The 20,132-nt window shown below is 61.0% G+C and carries 18 protein-coding genes; all 18 read right to left on the bottom strand.

Annotation, left to right across the window (positions count from 1 at the left end; genetic code table 11):
* Nucleotides 1–14: 14 nt before the first annotated feature.
* Entirely contained in the window at nt 15–1,736 is a 1,722-nt protein-coding gene (locus tag DW913_RS04900; protein WP_233542002.1) for a proline--tRNA ligase, read from the bottom strand.
* Entirely contained in the window at nt 1,737–2,819 is a 1,083-nt protein-coding gene (ispG, locus tag DW913_RS04895; protein WP_117797765.1) for a flavodoxin-dependent (E)-4-hydroxy-3-methylbut-2-enyl-diphosphate synthase, read from the bottom strand.
* A gap of 13 nt (nt 2,820–2,832) precedes the next feature.
* On the bottom strand, nt 2,833–4,194 hold the full coding sequence (locus DW913_RS04890) for an RIP metalloprotease (protein ID WP_117797764.1): 1,362 nt from the start codon (nt 4,192–4,194) through the stop codon (nt 2,833–2,835).
* Between the two features lie 25 nt (nt 4,195–4,219).
* Nucleotides 4,220–5,407 carry a 1-deoxy-D-xylulose-5-phosphate reductoisomerase gene (gene dxr / locus DW913_RS04885; RefSeq protein WP_117797763.1) on the bottom strand — a complete coding sequence of 396 codons (1,188 nt, stop codon included), beginning with the start codon at nt 5,405–5,407 and terminating at the stop codon, nt 4,220–4,222.
* Nucleotides 5,407–6,321 carry a phosphatidate cytidylyltransferase gene (locus DW913_RS04880; RefSeq protein WP_233542001.1) on the bottom strand — a complete coding sequence of 305 codons (915 nt, stop codon included), beginning with the start codon at nt 6,319–6,321 and terminating at the stop codon, nt 5,407–5,409. The genes dxr and DW913_RS04880 overlap by 1 nt, the downstream gene beginning before the upstream one ends.
* Before the next feature lie 2 nt (nt 6,322–6,323).
* A complete protein-coding gene (locus tag DW913_RS04875) occupies nt 6,324–7,118 on the bottom strand; it encodes an isoprenyl transferase (protein ID WP_117635267.1) in 795 nt (264 codons plus the stop codon).
* Between the two features lies 1 nt (nt 7,119).
* Nucleotides 7,120–7,656 (bottom strand): ribosome recycling factor, encoded by a 537-nt coding sequence (frr, locus tag DW913_RS04870; protein ID WP_006236112.1) that lies wholly within the window; start codon nt 7,654–7,656, stop codon nt 7,120–7,122.
* Nucleotides 7,657–7,658: 2 nt separating this feature from the next.
* Nucleotides 7,659–8,381: a UMP kinase gene (gene pyrH, locus DW913_RS04865; RefSeq protein WP_117583224.1), complete on the bottom strand. Its 723-nt coding sequence runs from the start codon at nt 8,379–8,381 to the stop codon at nt 7,659–7,661.
* A 118-nt stretch (nt 8,382–8,499) separates the two neighbouring features.
* Nucleotides 8,500–9,369, bottom strand: a complete 870-nt coding sequence (gene tsf / locus DW913_RS04860; RefSeq protein ID WP_022094736.1) for a translation elongation factor Ts — start codon at nt 9,367–9,369, stop codon at nt 8,500–8,502.
* Nucleotides 9,370–9,414: 45 nt separating this feature from the next.
* Nucleotides 9,415–10,143, bottom strand: coding sequence for a 30S ribosomal protein S2 (rpsB, locus tag DW913_RS04855; protein WP_006236109.1), 729 nt, complete (start codon nt 10,141–10,143; stop codon nt 9,415–9,417).
* A 219-nt stretch (nt 10,144–10,362) separates the two neighbouring features.
* The gene (locus DW913_RS04850; RefSeq protein WP_369832194.1) at nt 10,363–11,271 is read right to left on the bottom strand and encodes a tyrosine recombinase; all 909 of its coding nucleotides are present in this window, start codon (nt 11,269–11,271) and stop codon (nt 10,363–10,365) included.
* Nucleotides 11,272–11,279: 8 nt separating this feature from the next.
* A complete protein-coding gene (gene trmFO / locus DW913_RS04845) occupies nt 11,280–12,617 on the bottom strand; it encodes a methylenetetrahydrofolate--tRNA-(uracil(54)-C(5))-methyltransferase (FADH(2)-oxidizing) TrmFO (protein ID WP_117797762.1) in 1,338 nt (445 codons plus the stop codon).
* A 14-nt stretch (nt 12,618–12,631) separates the two neighbouring features.
* Nucleotides 12,632–13,564 (bottom strand): DNA-processing protein DprA, encoded by a 933-nt coding sequence (locus tag DW913_RS04840; protein ID WP_117790447.1) that lies wholly within the window; start codon nt 13,562–13,564, stop codon nt 12,632–12,634.
* Nucleotides 13,564–15,087 (bottom strand): YifB family Mg chelatase-like AAA ATPase, encoded by a 1,524-nt coding sequence (locus DW913_RS04835; RefSeq protein ID WP_117797761.1) that lies wholly within the window; start codon nt 15,085–15,087, stop codon nt 13,564–13,566. Before DW913_RS04835 ends, DW913_RS04840 begins: the two co-directional genes overlap by 1 nt.
* Nucleotides 15,087–15,572 carry a YraN family protein gene (locus DW913_RS04830; protein WP_117797760.1) on the bottom strand — a complete coding sequence of 162 codons (486 nt, stop codon included), beginning with the start codon at nt 15,570–15,572 and terminating at the stop codon, nt 15,087–15,089. The genes DW913_RS04835 and DW913_RS04830 overlap by 1 nt, the downstream gene beginning before the upstream one ends.
* A gap of 189 nt (nt 15,573–15,761) precedes the next feature.
* Complete coding sequence (locus DW913_RS04825; RefSeq protein WP_117639929.1) at nt 15,762–16,550, bottom strand: ribonuclease HII; 789 nt, start codon at nt 16,548–16,550, stop codon at nt 15,762–15,764.
* A gap of 93 nt (nt 16,551–16,643) precedes the next feature.
* On the bottom strand, nt 16,644–16,985 hold the full coding sequence (gene rplS, locus DW913_RS04820; RefSeq protein WP_006236098.1) for a 50S ribosomal protein L19: 342 nt from the start codon (nt 16,983–16,985) through the stop codon (nt 16,644–16,646).
* 209 nt (nt 16,986–17,194) lie between these two features.
* Nucleotides 17,195–19,945, bottom strand: coding sequence for a pyruvate, phosphate dikinase (gene ppdK, locus DW913_RS04815; RefSeq protein WP_117797759.1), 2,751 nt, complete (start codon nt 19,943–19,945; stop codon nt 17,195–17,197).
* Between the last annotated feature and the right edge of the window lie 187 nt (nt 19,946–20,132).

Raw genomic sequence — 20,132 nt, 5'->3', positions numbered from 1 at the left:
AGCAGAAACGTCGATTAACGGCGGGCCGCCTTAACAAGCTCGGCAACCTTGGCGACGACCTCGTCAATCGCCACGTCCTCGCGCTCGCCCGTGGCACGGTCCTTGAGCTCAACGGTGCCATTCTTAAGGCCACGCTTGCCAAGCACCACCTGATACGGGAATCCCATAAGGTCGTTATCGGCAAACTTAAAGCCGGGACGCTCGTCACGGTCGTCGACGACGACCTCGATACCCTCGGCGCACAAGCCCTCGACGATTTGGTCGCAGACGGTTGCGCACTCCTCCTTCTTGGGATCGAGCGGAATCACCGCGACCTCGTACGGGGCAACGGAAACCGGCCAGACGATACCGTGCTCGTCGTTGTGCTGCTCCACGACGGCAGCAAGCGAGCGGGACACGCCCACGCCGTAGCAACCCATGATAAGCGGCTTCTCCTTGCCGTCCTCGTCCATAAAGGTGGCGCCCATGGCCTCGGAATACTTGGTACCCAGCTGGAAGACCTGCGAGACCTCGATGCCGCGAGCAGCAGAGAGCGGCTTGCCGCAGTGCGGGCAGGGATCGCCGGCAACGACGGTGACCAGATCTGCCCACTCATCGACGGTAAAGTCGCGCTCGGGGCAGGCACCGGTAAAGTGATAATCGACCTCGTTGGCACCGCAGGCCCACTGCTTGGACTCGCGCAGGCTCTCGTCGCACACCAGACGGATGCCCTCGGGCAAGTTAACCGGTCCGATAAAGCCCTTGTGCAGACCGTAGGTCTGGAGCTCCTCGTCCGTCATCATGCGATAACCCTTGCCAAAGACATGCTCGGCCTTGCAGTCGTTGAGCTCATGGTCGCCCGGGACGATGGCCACGACGGGCTTGCCCTCGGCATCGATGAGCGCCAGGGACTTGCGCGTACCGTTCTCGGGGAATCCAAAGAACTTAGCAACGGCCTCAATGGTGCCCATGCCCGGAGTCTCGACCTTGGTAAGCGTACCGTCACCGGGACCCTCAGTCACGACGATCTTGGTGCTTGCAGCCTCATCATCGGCGGCAAAACCGCAGTCATCGCAATAGACGAGAGAAGCCTCGCCGGCGTCGGCCAAAGCCATGTACTCGACGGAGGTATCGCCACCGATCTCGCCGGAGTCGGCAACGACGGGTAAGGCCTTGATGTAGCAGCGCTCGCAAATGTTAGCGTAGGCCTGCTTCATCTTGTCATACTCCTCCTGCAAGCTCTCCTGCGTGGCGGAGAAGCTGTAGGCATCCTTCATGATGAACTCGCGGCCGCGCATCAGGCCAAAGCGGGGACGGAACTCATCGCGGAACTTGTCCTGGATGTGATAGAGGTTCACTGGCAGCTGCTTGTAGGAACGCAACTCATTGCGCACCAGGGCAGTCACGGTCTCCTCGTGCGTGGGTCCGAGCACAAACTCGCGGCCGTGGCGGTCATCAAAGCGCACAAGCTCCTTGCCATAGGCATCGATACGGCCGGACTCACGCCACAGCTCGGCATCGACCATGATGGGCATCATGAGCTCCTGAGCACCGGCGGCATCCATCTCGTCGCGCACGATGTTCTCGATCTTGCGGATCGAGCGCCAAGCGAGCGGCAGATAGGAATACAGGCCGGCGGCCTCCTTGCGGATCATGCCAGCGCGAAGCAGCAGACGGTGGCTCGCTAGCTCGGCATCCGCCGGATCCTCTTTGAGCGTCGGCGCATAGAGCTTAGACATATACATTGCTCGGGTCATTTATTTCTCCTCAATAAGTTTGTCGACCTCGGCCATAAGCACGTCGACAATTTGATCCTCAGCTACTTTACCAATGATCTGGCCATGCGAAAAGAGCAGGCCCTGACCACGTCCGCAGGCAACACCCAGGTCGGCGTCAGATGCCTCTCCGGGGCCATTGACCGCACATCCCATCACGGCGATCGAAAGCGGCGCGGAATAGTTCTTAAGCCGCTCGGTGACCTCCTCGGCGATGGGAATCAGGTTAACCTGGCAGCGGGCGCACGTGGGGCACGAGACAATCTCGGGACCACGGCGACGCAGGCCCAGCGACTGTAGAATTCCCCAGGCGACCGGCGGCTCCTCAACCGGATCGGCCGTGAGCGACACACGCATGGTGTCACCGATGCCTTCGGAAAGCAAGATACCCAAGCCTACAGAGCTCTTGATGGTGCCCTGAAGCTTGGTCCCCGCCTCCGTCACGCCCAGGTGGAGCGGAACATGCGGTATCTCGCGCGACAGGGCGCGATAGGTATCAAGTGTCGTCTGTACGCTATGGGCCTTGGCGGATAGCACGATGTTGGTAAACCCACGGTCCTCAAAGTGCCGCACAAAGCGTTCGCTCGACATCACGAGCTTTTCGGGCTGCGTGAGGTCGTCGCGCTCGGCAATATCTTGCTCAAGCGAGCCCGCGTTCACGCCAATGCGAATCGCGCAGCCCGCGGCACCCGCGGCATCGATGACGGCATCGACCTTAGCCCAATCGCCGATATTGCCGGGGTTGATGCGCAGCTTAGAGGCACCAGCCTCGACAGCGCCAATGGCAAGCTTATGGTTAAAATGGATATCGGCGACGATTGGCACCGGAGACTCGGCACAAATCGTGCGAAAGCCCTCGAGCGCAGCCTCGGTAGGCACGCTCACGCGCACGATATCGCAGCCAGCCTGCGCCAACGCGCACACTTGCGCAAGCGTTGCCTGGGCATCAGCAGTATCGGTGCAGGTCATAGACTGAACCACGACCGGAGCGCCACCACCGATCTGCACGCCGCCCACATGCACGGGGCGCGTCAACTCGCGAGGCAAAGGATGGGATAAAGACAATCCAAACACTCCCCTACAGAATAAATCGAAGGATGTCGGAACGAAGCATATAGACAAACAGCAGTGCAAAGAGCGCGATGCCGACATAGCTGACGATTGTCTGCACTTTGAGCGGCAGCTCGCGACCGGCGACCTTTTGGATGATCTCGATAACCAGCTTTCCCCCGTCGAGCGGCGGAATGGGCAGCAGGTTCATAAAGCCAAGCGAGAACGAAATGAGGGCGGCAAAGGAAAGGAACGTGGCAGGGCCGGCAGCAGCGGCCTGTGAGGACATAACGCTAATACCCACGATCGAAGAAGACTGATCGAGAATCTCCATCGTATGCTGCGGCTGGAGCAGGCGCATCACGCCATCCGCTGTCTGCACGACATAGGAGAACGACAGGCGAGCCGACGTGATGGGGTCTAAACGGACCACCTGCGTAGAGGCATACACACCTAGGCGCTCGTCCTCTTTGAGCGCAACCGTGGTCGAATGCTGCTTGCCGTCACGCTCGTACTCGATGGCGATATCGTCCTTACCGGCAGCCTTGCCGATGGCATTGTAGACATCCATCCAAGTGGAACATGAGACACCGTCAACCGAAAGGATCGCGTCACCGCCCTCGATACCCGCCTTGGCGGCAATAGACCCCTCGTCAACCTGACCGATCACGTTGGTATCCATCGGCACGGTGACACCCGCAATGGAATAGATGCTCATAAAGAGCAAAAAACCCGTCAAGATATTGACGATAATGCCCGCGAGCAGCATAAAGGCGCGCTTGAGAAAGCCTTGGCCAAGATAGGTGTGCGAGCGCTCTTGCGCAAGGAACTCGGCCTCGCCGCACGGCAGCTCCCACACATCGCCCTCGGCAGTCGCATGTTCGCGATCGAAACGACGACCATCAAAGGTGGTATAGCCTGCCGTGTCTCGCGGCAACGTCTGATATTTGGTGGGATAGTAGCTCGGCGAGGGCTTCTCCCCTTCCTCATACCAGGGCGCGATGGAGCCCCAGCCCAGCAAAAGGGCGCATGCCTCGAGCACATCCTCCTCGGAAAGCTCGAGCTCGACAGCAAGGTCGGCCACGGTCACGCGACCATGACGATAGATAGCCGCGAGCACGCGGTCGGCGCACGAAACATCGGTCGGATCCATACCGCAGATGGCAGCGTAGCCACCCAGCAGCAGCGGGGTCACGCCAAACTTGGTTCCAATGCGACGCGACGTGTAATGGATGTCAAAGCGGCACGGCAGACCCAAAAAGAACTCGGTCACACGGACGCCGCAGGCACGCGCCGCCAAAAAGTGGCCGCCCTCGTGCAAAAACACGAGGACGGAAAGCATCAGCAGGCCCCAAAAGACCGATGAGAGAACGCTCAGAACAGTATCCATAAAACGAAAAAGCAATCCTTATGGGTTAGGAACGAGTTGCGGCGAGCACCTGCGCAGCCTTTTCACGCGCCCACGCATCGATGTCGCGAAGCTGCTCAAACGAATCGACCACCTGCATATCGTGGGCGTCCATGCAGGATTCCACAATGCGATCGATATCGGTAAAGCTGCAGCCATCGTGCAGGAAGGCATCGACGGCGACCTCGTTGGCGGCATTGAGAACGCACGGCATGGTGCCACCCGTCTTGCCGGCACGCTCGGCCAGTGCCAGACAGCGGAAGGTATCCATGTCGGCAGCATCAAACGTGAGCTGCCCCAGCTCGCGGAAATCGATACGAGGCGCCGGAGTATCCCAACGCTCGGGATACGAGAACGCGAACTGGATGGGAATACGCATGTCGGAAGCACCGAGATGCGCCATCACAGAGCCGTCGGCGAACTCGACCATAGAGTGAATCTTGGACTGACGCTGCACGACCACGTTGATGAAATCGAGGTCGCAGTTAAACAGATGCATGGCCTCAATGCGCTCCAGGCCCTTGTTCATGAGGGTGGCGGAGTCGATGGTGATCTTGGCACCCATGGCCCACGTGGGATGTGCGAGGGCGTCGACACGCGTCACGCGATCGAGCTCGTCGCGCGTGCGGCCAAAGAACGGACCGCCCGAGCAGGTGAGCCAAATACAATGAGCCTCGCGTGGGTTCTCCCCCAGATAGCACTGGTAGATGGCGGAGTGCTCAGAGTCGACCGGAATAAGCTGGCCCGGTTGCGCCAACGGCATAAGCAAGTCGCCACCGACGACGAGGGACTCCTTGTTGGCAAGGGCAAGACGCTTATTCGAGGTCAAGGCCGCATGGCTCGCCTCGAGACCGGCGGCGCCCACAATAGCGACGAGCACGCAGTCGACATCGTCGCGACGCGCGAGCTCGCAAACCGCCTGCGCACCAACGCCGAGCTTCGTTCCCTCGGGCAACTCCTGCAGCACGGCGTCATCGCCATGAGCGACATCGGCCACGGCAACCGCCGGAACCGAGAACTCGCGGGCAGCGGCAACGAGATCCGAGGTGCTGGAATTAACGGACAGCGCCGTCACCTGTAGTCGATCGGCATGCTGACGGCACACATCGAGTGCCTGGGTGCCGATAGAGCCCGTACAACCCAGGATGGCAACACGGAGGCGTCCATCGGGGCCATACGTCGTCTGGAATGACATTACAGCACGCCTCCGATCATCAAAAGCAGCTGCGCGGTAATGCAGCCGAAGATAAGCGAATCGCTACGATCGAGCATGCCGCCGTGGCCCGGGATAAGGTTACCGGAATCCTTAACGCCCACACCGCGCTTGATGCGCGACTCGATAAGGTCGCCGATAACGCCCAAAATGGACACGACCACGCCACACAGCAGCGCATAGGGCAGGCTGAGCTTGTAGAAGTGCGTCGCCCACAGGATGAGCCAAATCAAAACCGAGCCAAGGATGCCGCCGACAAACCCCTCCCAGCTCTTTTTGGGTGAGATCTTGGGAACCATCTTGTGCTTGCCGATACGACTGCCCACGATGTAGGCAAACGAATCGGAGACCCAAAGGGACGCGCAAACGCCCACCGAAAGCAGGGCGCCGGCAAAACCGGGCACGGCATCGCGCAGCAACACGATAGCCGACAGCATAAAGCCAGTGTAGATGGGACCCATGAGCGTCACGGCCACATCAGAGATACGGGTACGCGGCGACCAGACATACCAAATGCCCACAGCGAGCATCAGGGCAAAAAGCAGGGCATTCAGCAACATCGAATCGCCCAACGCCGAAAGCGGAAAGAGTACGGCGGCAGCGATACCCATGCGCTCGTTAGCCATCTTGCCATCGAGCCTCGTCATACGGAAAAACTCATAGCAGCACAGACCGCTCATGACAGAAACAAAGATGGCCGTGGGGACGATACCCAAAACCAGGCACAGGATAAAGACAACGGCGTAGACGATACCGGCGGCGGCGCGGGTGATAAAGCCAGCCAGCCACGAACCGGTGCCGTTCTTTGCTGCAGGCGCTCCCGCAGCGGCAGCTTTGCGCGCAGGCGCCGCGGAAACTGGCGTCTTGGGAGCAGATGCCTTGGGACGATCGGACACGATTAAGCCTCCTCGGTCTTACTCAGTCCACCAAACCTACGGTCACGGCCCTGATAGGCCAAAATGGCGTCGACAAGGCCCCAACGATCAAAGTCGGGCCAATAGGTATCGGTGACGTAGAATTCGGAATAAGCCACCTGCCACAGCAGATAGTTCGAAAGGCGCAGCTCGCCAGAAGTGCGAATCACGAGCTCCGGATCGGGAAGACCGGCGGTGTACAGGTGCGAAGCAACCATATCATCGTCGATAGCGGCAAGATCGATCTTTCCAGCGGCGGCATCAAGTGCGATCTGGCGGACAGCGCGGGTGATCTCAGCACGGGCACCGTAGTTAACGGCCAGCGCCAGCGTCATACCGGTATGGTCGGCGCATTCGGCAAGGCCGCGCTCAAAGACATCGCGGGTCTTCTTGGGCAGCGCGGAAATATCGCCCAAAAAGACAACGCGAACGTTCTCGCGCTTCAGAAGCGGCAGCTCGTCGATAAACGTCTTGGCAAACAGATGCATCAAAACGTTGACCTCATGCTGCGGACGGTTCCAGTTTTCGGTAGAAAACGCATAGGCAGAAAGCACGTCGACGCCTAGGCGCACGCAGGCGGTAATGATCTCGCGCAGCGAGACGATACCTGCCTTATGACCCTCGGTGCGCGCAAGACCGCGCGACGTAGCCCAACGACCGTTGCCGTCCATGATGCACGAGATATGGTGCGGAATCTTATTGAGGTCAAGGTCGGAAAAACCGACGCCCGCAGGGGCGTCGGCAAAGTACTCGACCAGTTTATGCTCGTCGTATTGCACCTTAGATCTCCATGACCTCGGCTTCTTTTTCCTTCAGAAGCTCCTCCACCTTGGCGACATACTCATCGGTGTGCTTCTGGACCTTGGCCTGCTCGCGACGGACATCGTCCTCGGTGAGCTCCTCATCGCGCTCGAGCTTATTGTTGAAGTCGCGACGGATGTTACGGATAGACACCTTGGCCTGCTCGGCGTACTCGCGGCACTCCTTGACGAGCTCGCGACGGCGCTCCTCAGTGGGGGCCGGGAACGGCAGACGAACGACGGTGCCATCGGAGTTGGGGGTAATGCCCAGATCGGAAGCGCCGATGGCCTTGACGATAGCGTTGATGAGCGCCTTGTCCCACGGCTCGATGAGCAGCATGTGAGCCTCGGGGGTCTTGACGGCGGCAACCTGCGTGACCGGCGTGGGGACACCGTAATAATCAACGGTGATGTCGGACAGAATGTTGGCGTTGGCGCGGCCGGTACGAACCTTGGAGAAGTTATGCTTGAGGGACTCGAGCGACTTGTCCATATGGGCGGTGATGTTCTCTGCCATGCTTAATCCTCCTGATAGACGAGCGTGCCGACGGGCTCACCCGAAAGCGCGCGCTTGACGGTGTCCTCGCCATCGATGTTGAGGACCAAAATCGGCATACGGTTATCCTGACACAGTGCCGTAGCCGTGGAATCCATAACCTGCAGACCGCGGACGAGAACCTCGTGATAGGTAATCTTGTCAAAACGGACGGCATCGGCGCACTTGACGGGATCCTTGTCGTAGATGCCGTCAACCTTGGTGGCTTTAATCAGAATCTCGGCGCCAATCTCGCACGCACGAAGAGCCGCGGCGGTGTCGGTCGTAAAGTACGGATTGCCCGAACCGGCAGCGAAGATGACGACGTTGCCCTTGGACAGATGGTTGATAGCGCGGCGACGAATATAGGGCTCGCAGATCTCGTTCATCTGGATAGCGCTCATCACGCGGCAGGGAACATCGTTATGCTCGAAGGCATCCTGCAGGGCAAGCGCGTTCATAACGGTTGCCAGCATGCCCATGTAGTCGGCCTGAGCACGCTCCATGCCACCGGCAGCGCCGGCCATGCCGCGGAAAATATTGCCGCCGCCGACAACGACGCCGACCTCATGGCCAACGGCGAGCAGCTCCTTGACCTGTTTGGCAAGATGGTCGGTAACCTTGGGGTCGATGCCATAGTGGCCGTCGCCCATCAGTGCTTCGCCAGAAAGCTTCAGAAGCACGCGTTTATATCGGATGTCGGACAAAGCGATCCTCCTTTAGATTGAACTCTCAACATTCTATCAAAGGCTCTAAGAAGAGCCATGAAAAAGCAGGCTGTGAGTAAAACCCACAGCCTGCTCATTACCAGCTACAAGAGCTTATTTACTCGCCACGGACCAGACGGTCAAAGGCAACGACGGTAATGGTGTCGCCGAGCTCCTTGGAGACCTGCTCAGCGTACTTCTTGATGGTGAGGGAGCTGTCCTTGATGAACTCCTGCTCGGTGAGCACGGACTGCTTGTAGAACTTCTCCAGACGGCCGACAGCCATCTTCTCCTGGATAGCCTCGGGCTTGCCGGACTCGGCAGCCTGAGCCATGTAGATCTGCTTCTCGTGCTCGACGGTCTCGGCCGGAACCTGATCGCGGGTGGCGCAGATCGGGGCGACGGCGGCAACCTGAAGGGCAACGTCGTGAGCGAAGGTCTTGAAGGACTCAGCCTGAGCGGTCTCGGCCTTCTCGAAGGCGAACTCGACGAGGACGCCGATCTTACCACCCATGTGGATGTAAGAAGCGAGCGCGCCGTTCTCGGCCTTGCGGGCGGCGAAACGGGAAATCTTCATGTTCTCGCCCATGATGTGAATCATCTCGGTGAGCTCGGAGGAAACGGTCTCCTCGCCCATCGGCTTCTCGAGCAGGGCGTCGACGTCAGCAGGCTCGGTGGTAGCGACAACCTCGGCGACCTTGGAAGCAAAGCCGGTGAACTTGGCGTTGGAGCCAACGAAGTCGGTCTCGCAGGAAAGCTCGAGCAGAGCGCCGGTCTTGCCATCCTCGGAGACGAACGCGGCGACAGCGCCCTCGTTGGTCTCACGGCCAGCCTTCTTGGCAGCCTTGGCAAGGCCGTTCTTACGCAGAACGTCGACAGCAGCGTCCATGTCGCCGTCTGCCTCGACGAGAGCCTTCTTGCACTCCATCATCGGGGAGTCGGTCATCTCGCGGAGCTGCTTGACCATAGCGGCGGTAATCTGGGCCATTGTGGTTCCTTTCAAAGAGATGAAAAAGAATTAACTAAGACTGATTTACTCGGCCTTGGGCTCAGCGGCCATCTCGGCCTCGGAGACCTGCTCCTTGCCGGAGCCAGCGAGGCAGGCGTCAGCCATGAGCTCGCACATAAGGGTGACAGCGGAGATAGCGTCATCGTTGCAGGGGATGCCGTACTCGACCTCGTCGGGATCGGAGTTGGTGTCGATCAGAGCGACGACGGGGATGTTCAGGCGCTGGGCCTCCTTGATGGCGTTCTCCTCGCGCTTGGTGTCGATGACGAAGAGAGCCTGAGGCAGGCCCTTCATGTCGCGGGCGCCACCGAGGTTGGTCTGGAGCTTGGTGAGCTCCTTACCGAGAACAGCCTGCTCCTTCTTGGGCAGAACAGCCATGCGGCCGTCCTCGACCATGGCCTCGAGCTCCTCCATGCGGTTGATGCGAGAGCGGATGGTGACGAAGTTGGTCAGCATGCCGCCGAGCCAACGCTGGTTGATGTAGGGCATGTTGGCGCGCTCAGCAGCGTTCTTGACGGCCTCCTGAGCCTGCTTCTTGGTGCCGACGAACAGCACGTTGCCACCCTTGGCGACGTTCTTGACGAAAGTGTAGGCCTGATCGGCGTCGAGGATGGTCTGCTTGAGGTCGAGGATGTAGATGCCGTTGCGCTCACCGAAGATGAACGGCTTCATCTTGGGGTTCCAGCGACGGGTCTGGTGACCGAAGTGGCAGCCGGCCTCGAGCAGGGTGCGGATATTAATCTTGGTAGCCATGTTAAACCTCCTGTGGTTTGCCTCCGCGCGGGGTCATCCTCCAAAACCAACCCGGACATGTGCTACCAAAGCCCGGGCACCACGGTATGAAGTAGCCGCGCGTGCGTGATAAAAACATGTTGCCGTGAAGCAACCCGATGAATGATAGCAGGAATGCTTCTTCCTGCCAACCCGCAATCAAAACCACACACCTGAGTGCGGCGCGGGACGTCCCAGCCACTATTCGCCTCGGGGATGGGCTTGAGCCACGGCACGTTTGAGCCGATCGGGCGTGAGATGCGTGTAGATCTGCGTCGTGGACAGGCTCGCATGACCCAGCAGCTCTTGAACCGAGCGCAGGTCCGCGCCGCCCTCGAGCAAGTCGGTCGCAAAGGTATGGCGCATCGCATGCGGGGCGATGTCGGCCGGAATGCCGGCGAGCGTCGCCAGCATATGAAACCGCCGCCTGAGCATGGCGGCACTCATGCGATTACCGCGCGCCGATATAAGCAGCGGATGCGGCCCGGTAGCGGGGTCACGACGCTTTGCCTGAGCGAGCAACTCCGGCCTCCCCTCCTCAATATAGAGACGCGTCGCCTCGAGCGCACGACGATACAGAGGGACGATACGTTCTTTGCTCCCCTTGCCCCACAGGCGCAGCGTGCGTTCGGACCACGCAATGGACTCCACATTGAGTGCTGCGAGCTCAGAGATACGGGCGCCCGAGGCATAGAGCAGCTCGAGCATCGCCGCATCGCGCAGTCCCGCGGGTGTTGAGGTATCAGGCGTCTTGAGCAGCGCCTCCACCTGATGGGTCGTCAGCACACCGGGTAGATCGCGCGGGAGCTTGGGCGAGGAAATTGCCGAGACCACATCGCCCTCCACGACCCCCTCGGCAGCCATCCACCGATAGAGCGAGCGAATGGCAGACAGGTGTGCCGCAAGCGTTCGGGGAGTCACCTGCTCACGCGAAAGCTCGGCAAGATAGCGACGAATGGTGCGCACGTCGGCAGCGAAAGAATCTATATTCTCACGCTCGCACCAGGCAGCAAAGCGCTCCAGCCTCGAGCCATAGGCCGTCACCGTGTTGGGAGAAAGTCCCTCGACGCGTGAGATATAGGCAATAAACGAGTCGACGGTGTCGTACAGGTCAAAGGCTATGACCGGTCGCCTCCAAACAGATCGGGGCGAGTGGCCAGATAGGCATCAAGGGCCTCGAGCGCACGGTCCGCATAGGCCTGGTAGCGGTCGCGCTTGCTGCGGCGCTTACCATCCTCGAGTGGCGGCACCAGGCCAAAGTTGACATGCATAGGCTGATAGCCCACCGTGGCCGGATCGGCAGCATAGCCCACGAGCGCGCCCAAAGCACCCACGCGCGGCAGCTCGACGGGAGCAGCCCCGACAGCCTCGGCATAGGTGTTGAGTGCCGCGAGCAGACCTGTCGCCACGGCTTCCATGTACCCCTCGGTGCCGGTGATCTGACCGGCCAGGCGCACGCCGGTACCAGGCACGGCAAAGGTGCCATCGAGCACGTGCGGCGCATCGACAAAGGTATTGCGGTGCATGACACCGTAGCGGAAGAACTCGGCGTTCTCCAGACCCGGCACCATATGGAAGACGCGCTTCTGCTCGCCAAAGGTCAGGTTGGTCTGGAAGCCCACCAGGTTATAGGCGGTCTTCTCCTTGTTCTCGGCACGCAGCTGAATCGCCGCCCAGGGACGACGACCGGTTCGCGGGTCGGTGAGGCCGACGGGCTTCATGGCGCCAAAGCGAATGGCGTCCTTGCCGGTGCGCGCAACTTCCTCGGCAGGCTGGCAGGCCTGGAACAGATCGCCGCCCTCAAAGTCCTTGAGCACCACGCGGTCGGCCGTGGTAAGCGCCTCGATAAAGGCCTCGTACTCTTCCTTGTTGAGCGGAGCGTTGAGATAGTCGCCGCTCCCCTGCTCCTCGTAGCGCGACTGCGAGAACAGCACGTCCATATCGAGCGTGGAGGCATCGACGATCGGCGCCGCGGCATCGAAGAACGCAAGGGCGTCGCCACCGACGAGCTTCACGACCTCTTCGCTCAACGCCGGCGAGCACAAGGGGCCGGCGGCAATGACCACGTGACCTTCGGGAATCTGCGTGACCTCGCCGTGAACGATCTCGATATTGGGACGGGCGGCAACCTCGTCCTCGACAAGCTCGGAAAACTTGACGCGGTCGACCGCCAAGGCGCCACCGGCGGGAACAGCCGCGCGATGGGCGCAATCGAGCAGGACCGAACCCATGCGCTCAAGCTCGGCCTTCAGCAAACCAGCCGCGGAATCCGGACGGGTCGACTTAAACGAATTGGAGCAGACGAGCTCTGCCAGGTGATCGGTATGGTGGGCCGGGGAGCTCACCTGGGGGCGCATCTCGCACAGCTTTACGGCAAACCCGCGATCTGCCAGCTGGATCGCGCACTCCGATCCCGCCAGACCGCCACCGATAACCGTCACCTGATCGAACTGCATCTGCAAACACCTTTCTAATTGACACGTTTTCCATTGTGACCGAAGGGCGTCTGGGCGTGAAGGGCAAACTTGGAGGGCGCATACCTTCCATCCATCATGCGCTCGATAAGGCCCTCGAGCTCAAGCGAACCCAGGAGCTTAAGTACGCCGACGGCATCAAGCGAGACGAGCGCCGCAATGTCATCGACCTTGAGCGGAGAGGCGATGAGCGCATGCATCACGGTCTGCTGCGTTGGATCCAGGTCGGCAATGCCGGGAGCATCGGGGCGCGAGTAGCGCAGGGTGCCGTAGATGCGTGAGATAGCCATCTCGATAGATTCCTCGTCGATGATGCAGCAGGCACCGTTCGCAATGAGGTAATTCGTGCCACGCGACTCGGGCGATAGGATCGACCCCGGCACGGCAAGAAGTTCGCGCCCCAAATCCATAGCAGCCTCGGCTGTAGAAAACGTCCCGGAAGGCATACCCGCCTCGGATACAAAGAGGGCTTGCGACAGGGCCGCGATCACGCGATTGCGGCGCGGAAAGGCAAACTTGCGCGGACCCATGCCCCACGGAGAGATCGACACGATCGCGCCGCCCGTATCGAGCGTGCGAGTAATAAGCCCCGCGCTCGAACGCGGGTAAACCACGTCGGCGCCCGTCCCTAGCACCACGACGTGTTTGCCGCCGGCGTTGACCGCAGCCCAACCCGAGGCCTGGTCACAACCGACCGCGCCGCCCGAAACAACCGTCACTCCCGCCTCGACCGCCACCTTTGCCGCAAGCTCTGCCACGGCAAGACCATACGGAGAGGCCTTGCGCGCGCCGATGATGGAGAGCGCAGGCGTCGAAAGCACCTCGGGGTTGCCGCGCACAAAGAGCGTCTGGGGTACATCAGATAGCTCCAAAACGGACTCTGGATACAACGCGTCACCTGGATGCAGTTCGAAGGTCCCCTCGGCCATCATTGGTCCCTCCCTCCCTGGTACATCGCCGCCTCGAGCACGTGATCCTGCGTCACCTGCTCGCTCTCGGCGACATCGGCGATGGTACGTGCGATACGCACCAGGCGCACGATGCCGCGGCCCGTGAGATGCGTGCGCTTCGACAGGCCGAGCACACACTTCTCCGCCGCATCATCGAGCTCAAAGGTCGAAACGACGCCGTCAATGGACCGCGTCTCGTCATCCTCGACCTCGGCATCCGCATCGTCCATACGGGACTCGCGCCAGGCGCGAAAGGCGCGACCGCGCACAACGTAGTCACGCAACTCGGCCGACGACATACCCTCCGCACCCTCGATAATCACTTGGGGGTCGGGACGGGTCACATCGATCATCATGTCGATACGGTCGGCTAAAGGACCGCGCAGCTTTGCCCGATAGCGCTCCACCATCGATGCCGAGCAGCGGCATGGCACCTCGCGATCGCCCAAAAAGCCGCAGGGGCAGGGATTGCTCGCGGCCAGCAGCTGAAAGCGCGACGGGAAGGTAAAGGCCCCGTCGACGCGTACGATCCTCACATAGCCGCGTTCGATGGGCTGACGCAGCGTCTGCAGCACACCCGTGGGAAACTCGGCAAGCTCGTCCAAAAAGAGCACGCCGCCATGAGCCAGGCTGATCTCACCCGGATGCACCGGGCGTCCTCCGCCAATGAGACCCGCCGTTGAAATACTGTGATGGGGGCTTCGAAACGGCCGATGACCTGCCAATAAGCCATCGATGTTCTCGCCCAAGACCGAATGGATGCACAGCGCCTCCTGCTGATCCTCAATGGAAAGCTCGGGCAGGATGCCGGTCATACGGCGCGCAAGCATCGTCTTGCCCGATCCCGGGGACCCAATCATGAGCAAGCCGAGTTCTCCTGCCGCCGCAAGCGCCATGCCGCGTTTAGCGACTTCCTGCCCCAGTACGTCGGCATAGTCGAGCTCGGGCTCAAAGGTCGCCTCGACGCCCTCGGAATCCAGATAGTGCCGAGCCGCCTCGCCCATGCCATGGGCAAGCTGAGACAAATGATCGATGAATCCACAATCCACGCCCGCGAGCGGCACATGCTGATCGGACCTGCCGGCGATAAAGGACAGCCCCATATCACGCGCCAATAGCTGAAACGCCACCTCGCCCTTGACGGGAAGCACCGTACCGTCCAAGCCGAGCTCGCCGGCGATAAGGCAGCGATCGAGGTTGTCACGGGGAATCTGCCCATCGGCCGCCAGAACCGCGATGGCGATGGGCAGATCAAAGCCGCTACCGGTCTTGCGAATATCGCCGGGCGCTAGGTTGACCGTAATGCCCGAGCGTGGGATCTCGAACCCGGCGGAGCGCATCGCGCAGCGAATACGACCGCGTGACTCCATCACCTCCATACTCGGAATGCCAAGCATTTGGATGCCCGGAACACCACCGGCAAGCGAGACCTCGACCGTGACGTGAATCGCCTCGACGCCACGGATGCAGGCCGCGTGAACGGCAAACGTCTCGAACGCCATCACGACACCTGCCAATCGAACGCGTTGTACTGATGCTCGATCTCAGCGATATGCCCGCCACGAATGGTGACACCCACGGCATCGAAGCGAATCGCCTTGAGCGGATAATGCTGCATGAGATAGCAACTTGCGATGCGGCGGTAGCGGCGTTGCTTTTGAGCGTCCACGGCCTCCTCGGGAAAGACCCGCGTGCTGCAATCCAGTGCAACGCGTCTGGTCTTGACCTCGGCCATCACCACGACATCGTCGAGCTCATCGAGCAGCACCAGATCGGCCTCGCCCTCGGTGCAACGATAACCCTGCTCCAGCAAGGTGTAGCCGCGCTCGTTAAAGTAGTCGATGGTGATCAGCTCGCCCAGCATGCCCAGCTCGCGGGGACTGAGTCCCTTGATAAACTCGGGCGTCATCGCCCCGCAGTCGAGCTCGCCGTTTTCCCAACGCTCCTTGAGCTGCTTCGTCTTGCTCTTTTTGCTTGCGGCACTCATGGGGTCTCCTTTCCCGCACGCTGCATTGCCCCGATGATGAGGGCACCTTTCATGCGGGTAAGTACCGGAAGCAAACCAAAAGCTGACCAAATGCCGTCAAAAAACGGGCCGTACGCAGCAATGGTGTTGCATACGGCCCGCTACCAGCAGGTTTATAAAACCCCTGAGGTCCCTGTCTCCACAATTGACCTAGAAAAGGCGCTCAGTCTGCAGAAAGTTTCCGCAAAAGCTCACGCGGTGCAGTGGACAAAGTCCATGTTTGCGAATGGCCTCGATGTGCTCGGGGCTTGCGTAGCCTTTCGATTCGGCCAAATGGTACTCGGGATACTCGGCATCGTACTCGACCATCATCTCATCACGCGTGACCTTGGCCATGATGGACGCCGCGGCGATACAGGCGATCTTGGCATCGCCCTTCACCACGTCGCGCTCGTTGGGAACGGCGCCCAAGGGGTTACCGTCCATAAGCACGCAATCGGGCTCGAGCCCCGTATCGGCCACGGCGCCCGCGACAGCGGCTCGAATGGCGCGGGCCATGCCCATCTCATCGATATCCTTAGGCGCGATATGGCAAAAACCAATTGCCGTCGCCACCTCGGCAATCTTCACTGAGAGCAACTCGCGGCGCGCCGGCGTGAGCTTTTTGGAATCGTTGATGCCCCAGACGCGCGGCTCCATAGGAAGGCAGACGGCGCATACCGTCAAAGGACCGGCCACCGATCCGCGACCCACCTCGTCGACACCAACGACTACCCCATCGCCGCCAAGCTCATGCATAAGCTCGTACATGTCATTGACGCGCTCGCGCTCGGCAAGTTCCTTGGCATGGCGCTTAAGAGCACGCTCGCAAGCCTTGATCACCTGCTGGCGCGGGTCCTCGCGATAATGCTCCACGAGGGCGGGGATCTCCTCAAACGTAGCGCTCGCCAACTCACCGGCAACCTGCGATGCCGAAACCGAGCTCGTCATATTGGCCATACCAGGCCCTCCTTGCATGCAAATCAGATAAAAAGAAGGGCCACCCGAAGGTGACCCTTGTGTCCAAACGAGTGGACAGACGCTGCGATCTTCTTAGCGCTTCTCGGGGATGCGAGCAGCCTTGCCCACCTTGTCGCGGAGGTAGTACAGCTTGGCGCGACGGACGCGACCATGACGAACGACCTCGAGCTTGGCGATCTTGGGGCTGTGAAGCGGGAAGGTACGCTCAACACCGACACCGAAGGACATCTTGCGGACGGTGAAGGTCTCGCGGGCACCGGCGCCGGCCATGCGGATGACGTCGCCCTGGAAGACCTGAATGCGCTCGCGGTCGCCTTCCTTAATGCGGTAGTGAACCTTGACGTTGTCGGCGACGCGAACCTGAGGAATGTCCTCGCGGATCTGCTGACGCTCGATTGCGCGGATGTAATCCATGTGCAATTCCTTACTCTTCTAGAGGTGCCGTACCACCTTGGCCGGCACGTAGTTGAACAAACGTATTCGAGTATACACGCGCGGGTTTCTGCTGCAAGAACATTTTTTCACGCAGACAAAAAGACAAAACCCGCACATGATAACCGCCCGTCTCACGAATGAGACGGGCGGCATGAAGGGGGCTACGCTAGGCGTCTAAACCCAAAACGTTAGGCGGAACGCTTGGCCTCGAGCTTGGCCTGAGCGGCAGCCAGGCGCGCGAGGGGCACGCGATAGGGCGAGCAGGACACGTAGTCCACGTCGGCCACGTTAAACAGGCCCTTGATGGACTTGGGGTCGCCGCCGTGTTCGCCGCACACGCCAAAGTGCATGTCGGGATTGGTGGCGCGGCCCTTCTCGACGGCCAAGCGCACGAGCTCCAGCACCGCCGCGTCGATGGTCTCGAAGGGGTTGTCTTTCAGGATCTTTTTATGCATGTACAGCGGGATGAACTTGGCCTCGGCGTCATCGCGCGAGAAGCCAAAGGTCGTCTGGGTGAGGTCGTTGGTGCCAAAGCAGAAGAAGTCGGCATGATGGGCGATCTCGTCGGCGACCATGCAGGCACGCGGCAGCTCGAGCATCGTGCCCACGGGAATATTGAGCTCGACGCCTTCCTCGGCGGAAACCTCGGCGATCACGCGCTCGATAACCTCGCGGGTCTGGACATGCTCGGCCGTGATGGAAACGAGCGGAACCATGATCTCGGGGCGCGGGTCGACACCCTCCTTGATAAGGCGGGCAGCGGCCGTGGCGACGGCGCGAACCTGCATGAGCGGCAGATCGCCAAAGACGACGGACAGGCGCACGCCGCGCAAGCCCAGCATGGGGTTGGACTCGACCATGCCGTCAATGCGACGCAGGCGGGCGCGCAGGGCAGTGAGCTCCTCCTCGGGAGCGCCGGCGGCCTCCTTCTTGGTGATGGCGACCTCGAGCTCGCGAGGATTATCCAGGAACTCATGAAGCGGCGGATCGAGCAGGCGGACGACCACATCGCGACCGGACATGGTCTTGGACATCGCCAGGAAGTCCTCGGTCTGAACCTTGAGCAAGTCGGCCAGGGCCTGCTGCTTCACGGCCTCATCGTCAGACAGGATAAAGCTCTGGATGATGTTCTTGCGATCGCCCAGGAACATGTGCTCGGTGCGGCACAGACCGATGGCCTCGGCGCCAAACTCGAGCGCGAGCTCGGCATCCTCGGGGTTGTCGGCGTTGACGCGCACGTGGTTGGCGTGACCGTCGGTCTCGTCCAAACGGATCTCATCGGCCCAAGACAGGATGGTGTCCAGGTCGCCGGTGAGCTCTGCAGAGACCAGGTCGACCGCGCCGTCGACGACGATACCCTGGGTGCCGTCGATGGAGATGACATCGCCCTCGCGCAGCACGCGGTCGCTGCCCTCGATGCGCACGACCTTCTCTGCCGCGTCAATGTGGAAGCGCTCAACGCCGCAAACGCAGGGCGTACCCATGCCGCGGGCGATAACGGCGGCATGGCTCGTCTTGCCACCGTGGCTGGTCAGGATGCCCTCGGCGGCGACCATGCCCTTCAGGTCGTCGGGGTTGGTCTCCCAGCGGACCAGAATGACCTTGTGGCCCTCGGCGGAACGCGCGACGGCGTCATCACTCGAGAACACGACCTCGCCCACGGCGGCACCAGGGCTGGCGTTAAGGCCGCTGGCCAGGGCCTCGTACTTCTTGGAGGCGTCGAACTGCGGGTGCAGGAGCTGGTCGAGCTGTGCGGGGTCGATGCGGCTCACGGCCTCCTCGCGGGTGATGAGGCCCTCCTCGACCATCTCGATGGCGATGCGCAGGGCGGCGGTGGCGGTGCGCTTGCCCACGCGGGTCTGGAGCATCCAGAGCTTACCCTGCTCGATGGTGAACTCGATATCGCACATATCGCGGTAATGATCCTCGAGCGTCAGGAACACGCGCTCGAGCTCCTCGCCTGCGGACTCGAGGCCCGAGGTGGTCTTGAGGTCGGCGATGGGCTCGGTGTTTCGGATGCCGGCGACGACGTCCTCGCCCTGGGCATTCACCAAAAAGTCGCCATAGAACTCCTTGGTGCCGTCGGCCGGGTTGCGCGTAAAGGCGACGCCGGTCGCAGAGGTCTCGCCCTTGTTGCCAAAGGCCATGGCCTGGACGTTGACGGCGGTGCCGAGCTCGTCGGAAATGCCGTGCTGCTTGCGGTAGATGCAGGCGCGCTCGTTCATCCAGCTGCCAAAGACGGCCTGGATGGCAAGGCGCAGCTGGAGCTCCGGATCGTGCGGAAAAACGGGCTTACCGTCGGCGACCTCGAGCTCGGGATACAGGGTCGCCTCGACGTTCTCGGAGAAGATGCCCTTAAAGGTCTCGACGAGCTCCTGCAGGTCCTCGGCCGAAAGCTCGGAATCGACACGAACGCCGGCGACCAGGCGGGCCTGGGTCAGGGCGTTCTCGAATAGGTCGGCGTCGACGCCCATGACGACGTTGGAGAACATCTGGATAAAGCGACGGTAGCTGTCCCAGGCAAAGCGCGGGTTCTGCGTCTGGGCGATAAGGCCCTGGACGGAATCGTCGTTGAAGCCCAGGTTGAGGACCGTGTCCATCATGCCGGGCATGGAGAACGGAGCGCCCGAGCGAACCGACACGAGCAGCGGATCGGAGGCATCGCCGAGTTTCTTGCCGCAACGGGCCTCGAGGTCCGCCTCGGCGGCAACGATCTCATCGAGTGCGCCTTCGGGCCAGACGTTGCCGGCACCGGAGTACTCGACACAGGTCTGGCAGGTAATGGTAAAGCCACCGGGAACCGGCAGACCGATGCGGCTCATCTCGGCAAGGTTTGCGCCTTTGCCGCCAAGCACGAAGTTCATGGATTTGTCGCCCTCAGTGACACAGGTGCCCCGGGCGTCGGTTCCAAAACGGTAAACCCTCTTGCAATCGCTCACGATACTTCCCCTTCCATGCGCTTACGCGCACGACCGTGGTAACGAATCGACCCGCCGGATGCGGGCCGTGAGGGTACTATACGGCGGGCATTGAGCGGGCTTGCGCAGAGGGCGCGGGGGTTGGTAAACGTGATAAATATGGCGGTAAACGGTAGGTAAAGGTGGTTACCTTATGAAGATACCACTA

It is taken from the genome of Collinsella sp. AM42-18AC, from assembly GCF_003467965.1.
Taxonomy (GTDB): Bacteria; Actinomycetota; Coriobacteriia; order Coriobacteriales; family Coriobacteriaceae; genus Collinsella.
Note: the sequence above shows the minus strand (reverse complement) of the source record. Positions and strands in the feature narration are given on the sequence as shown.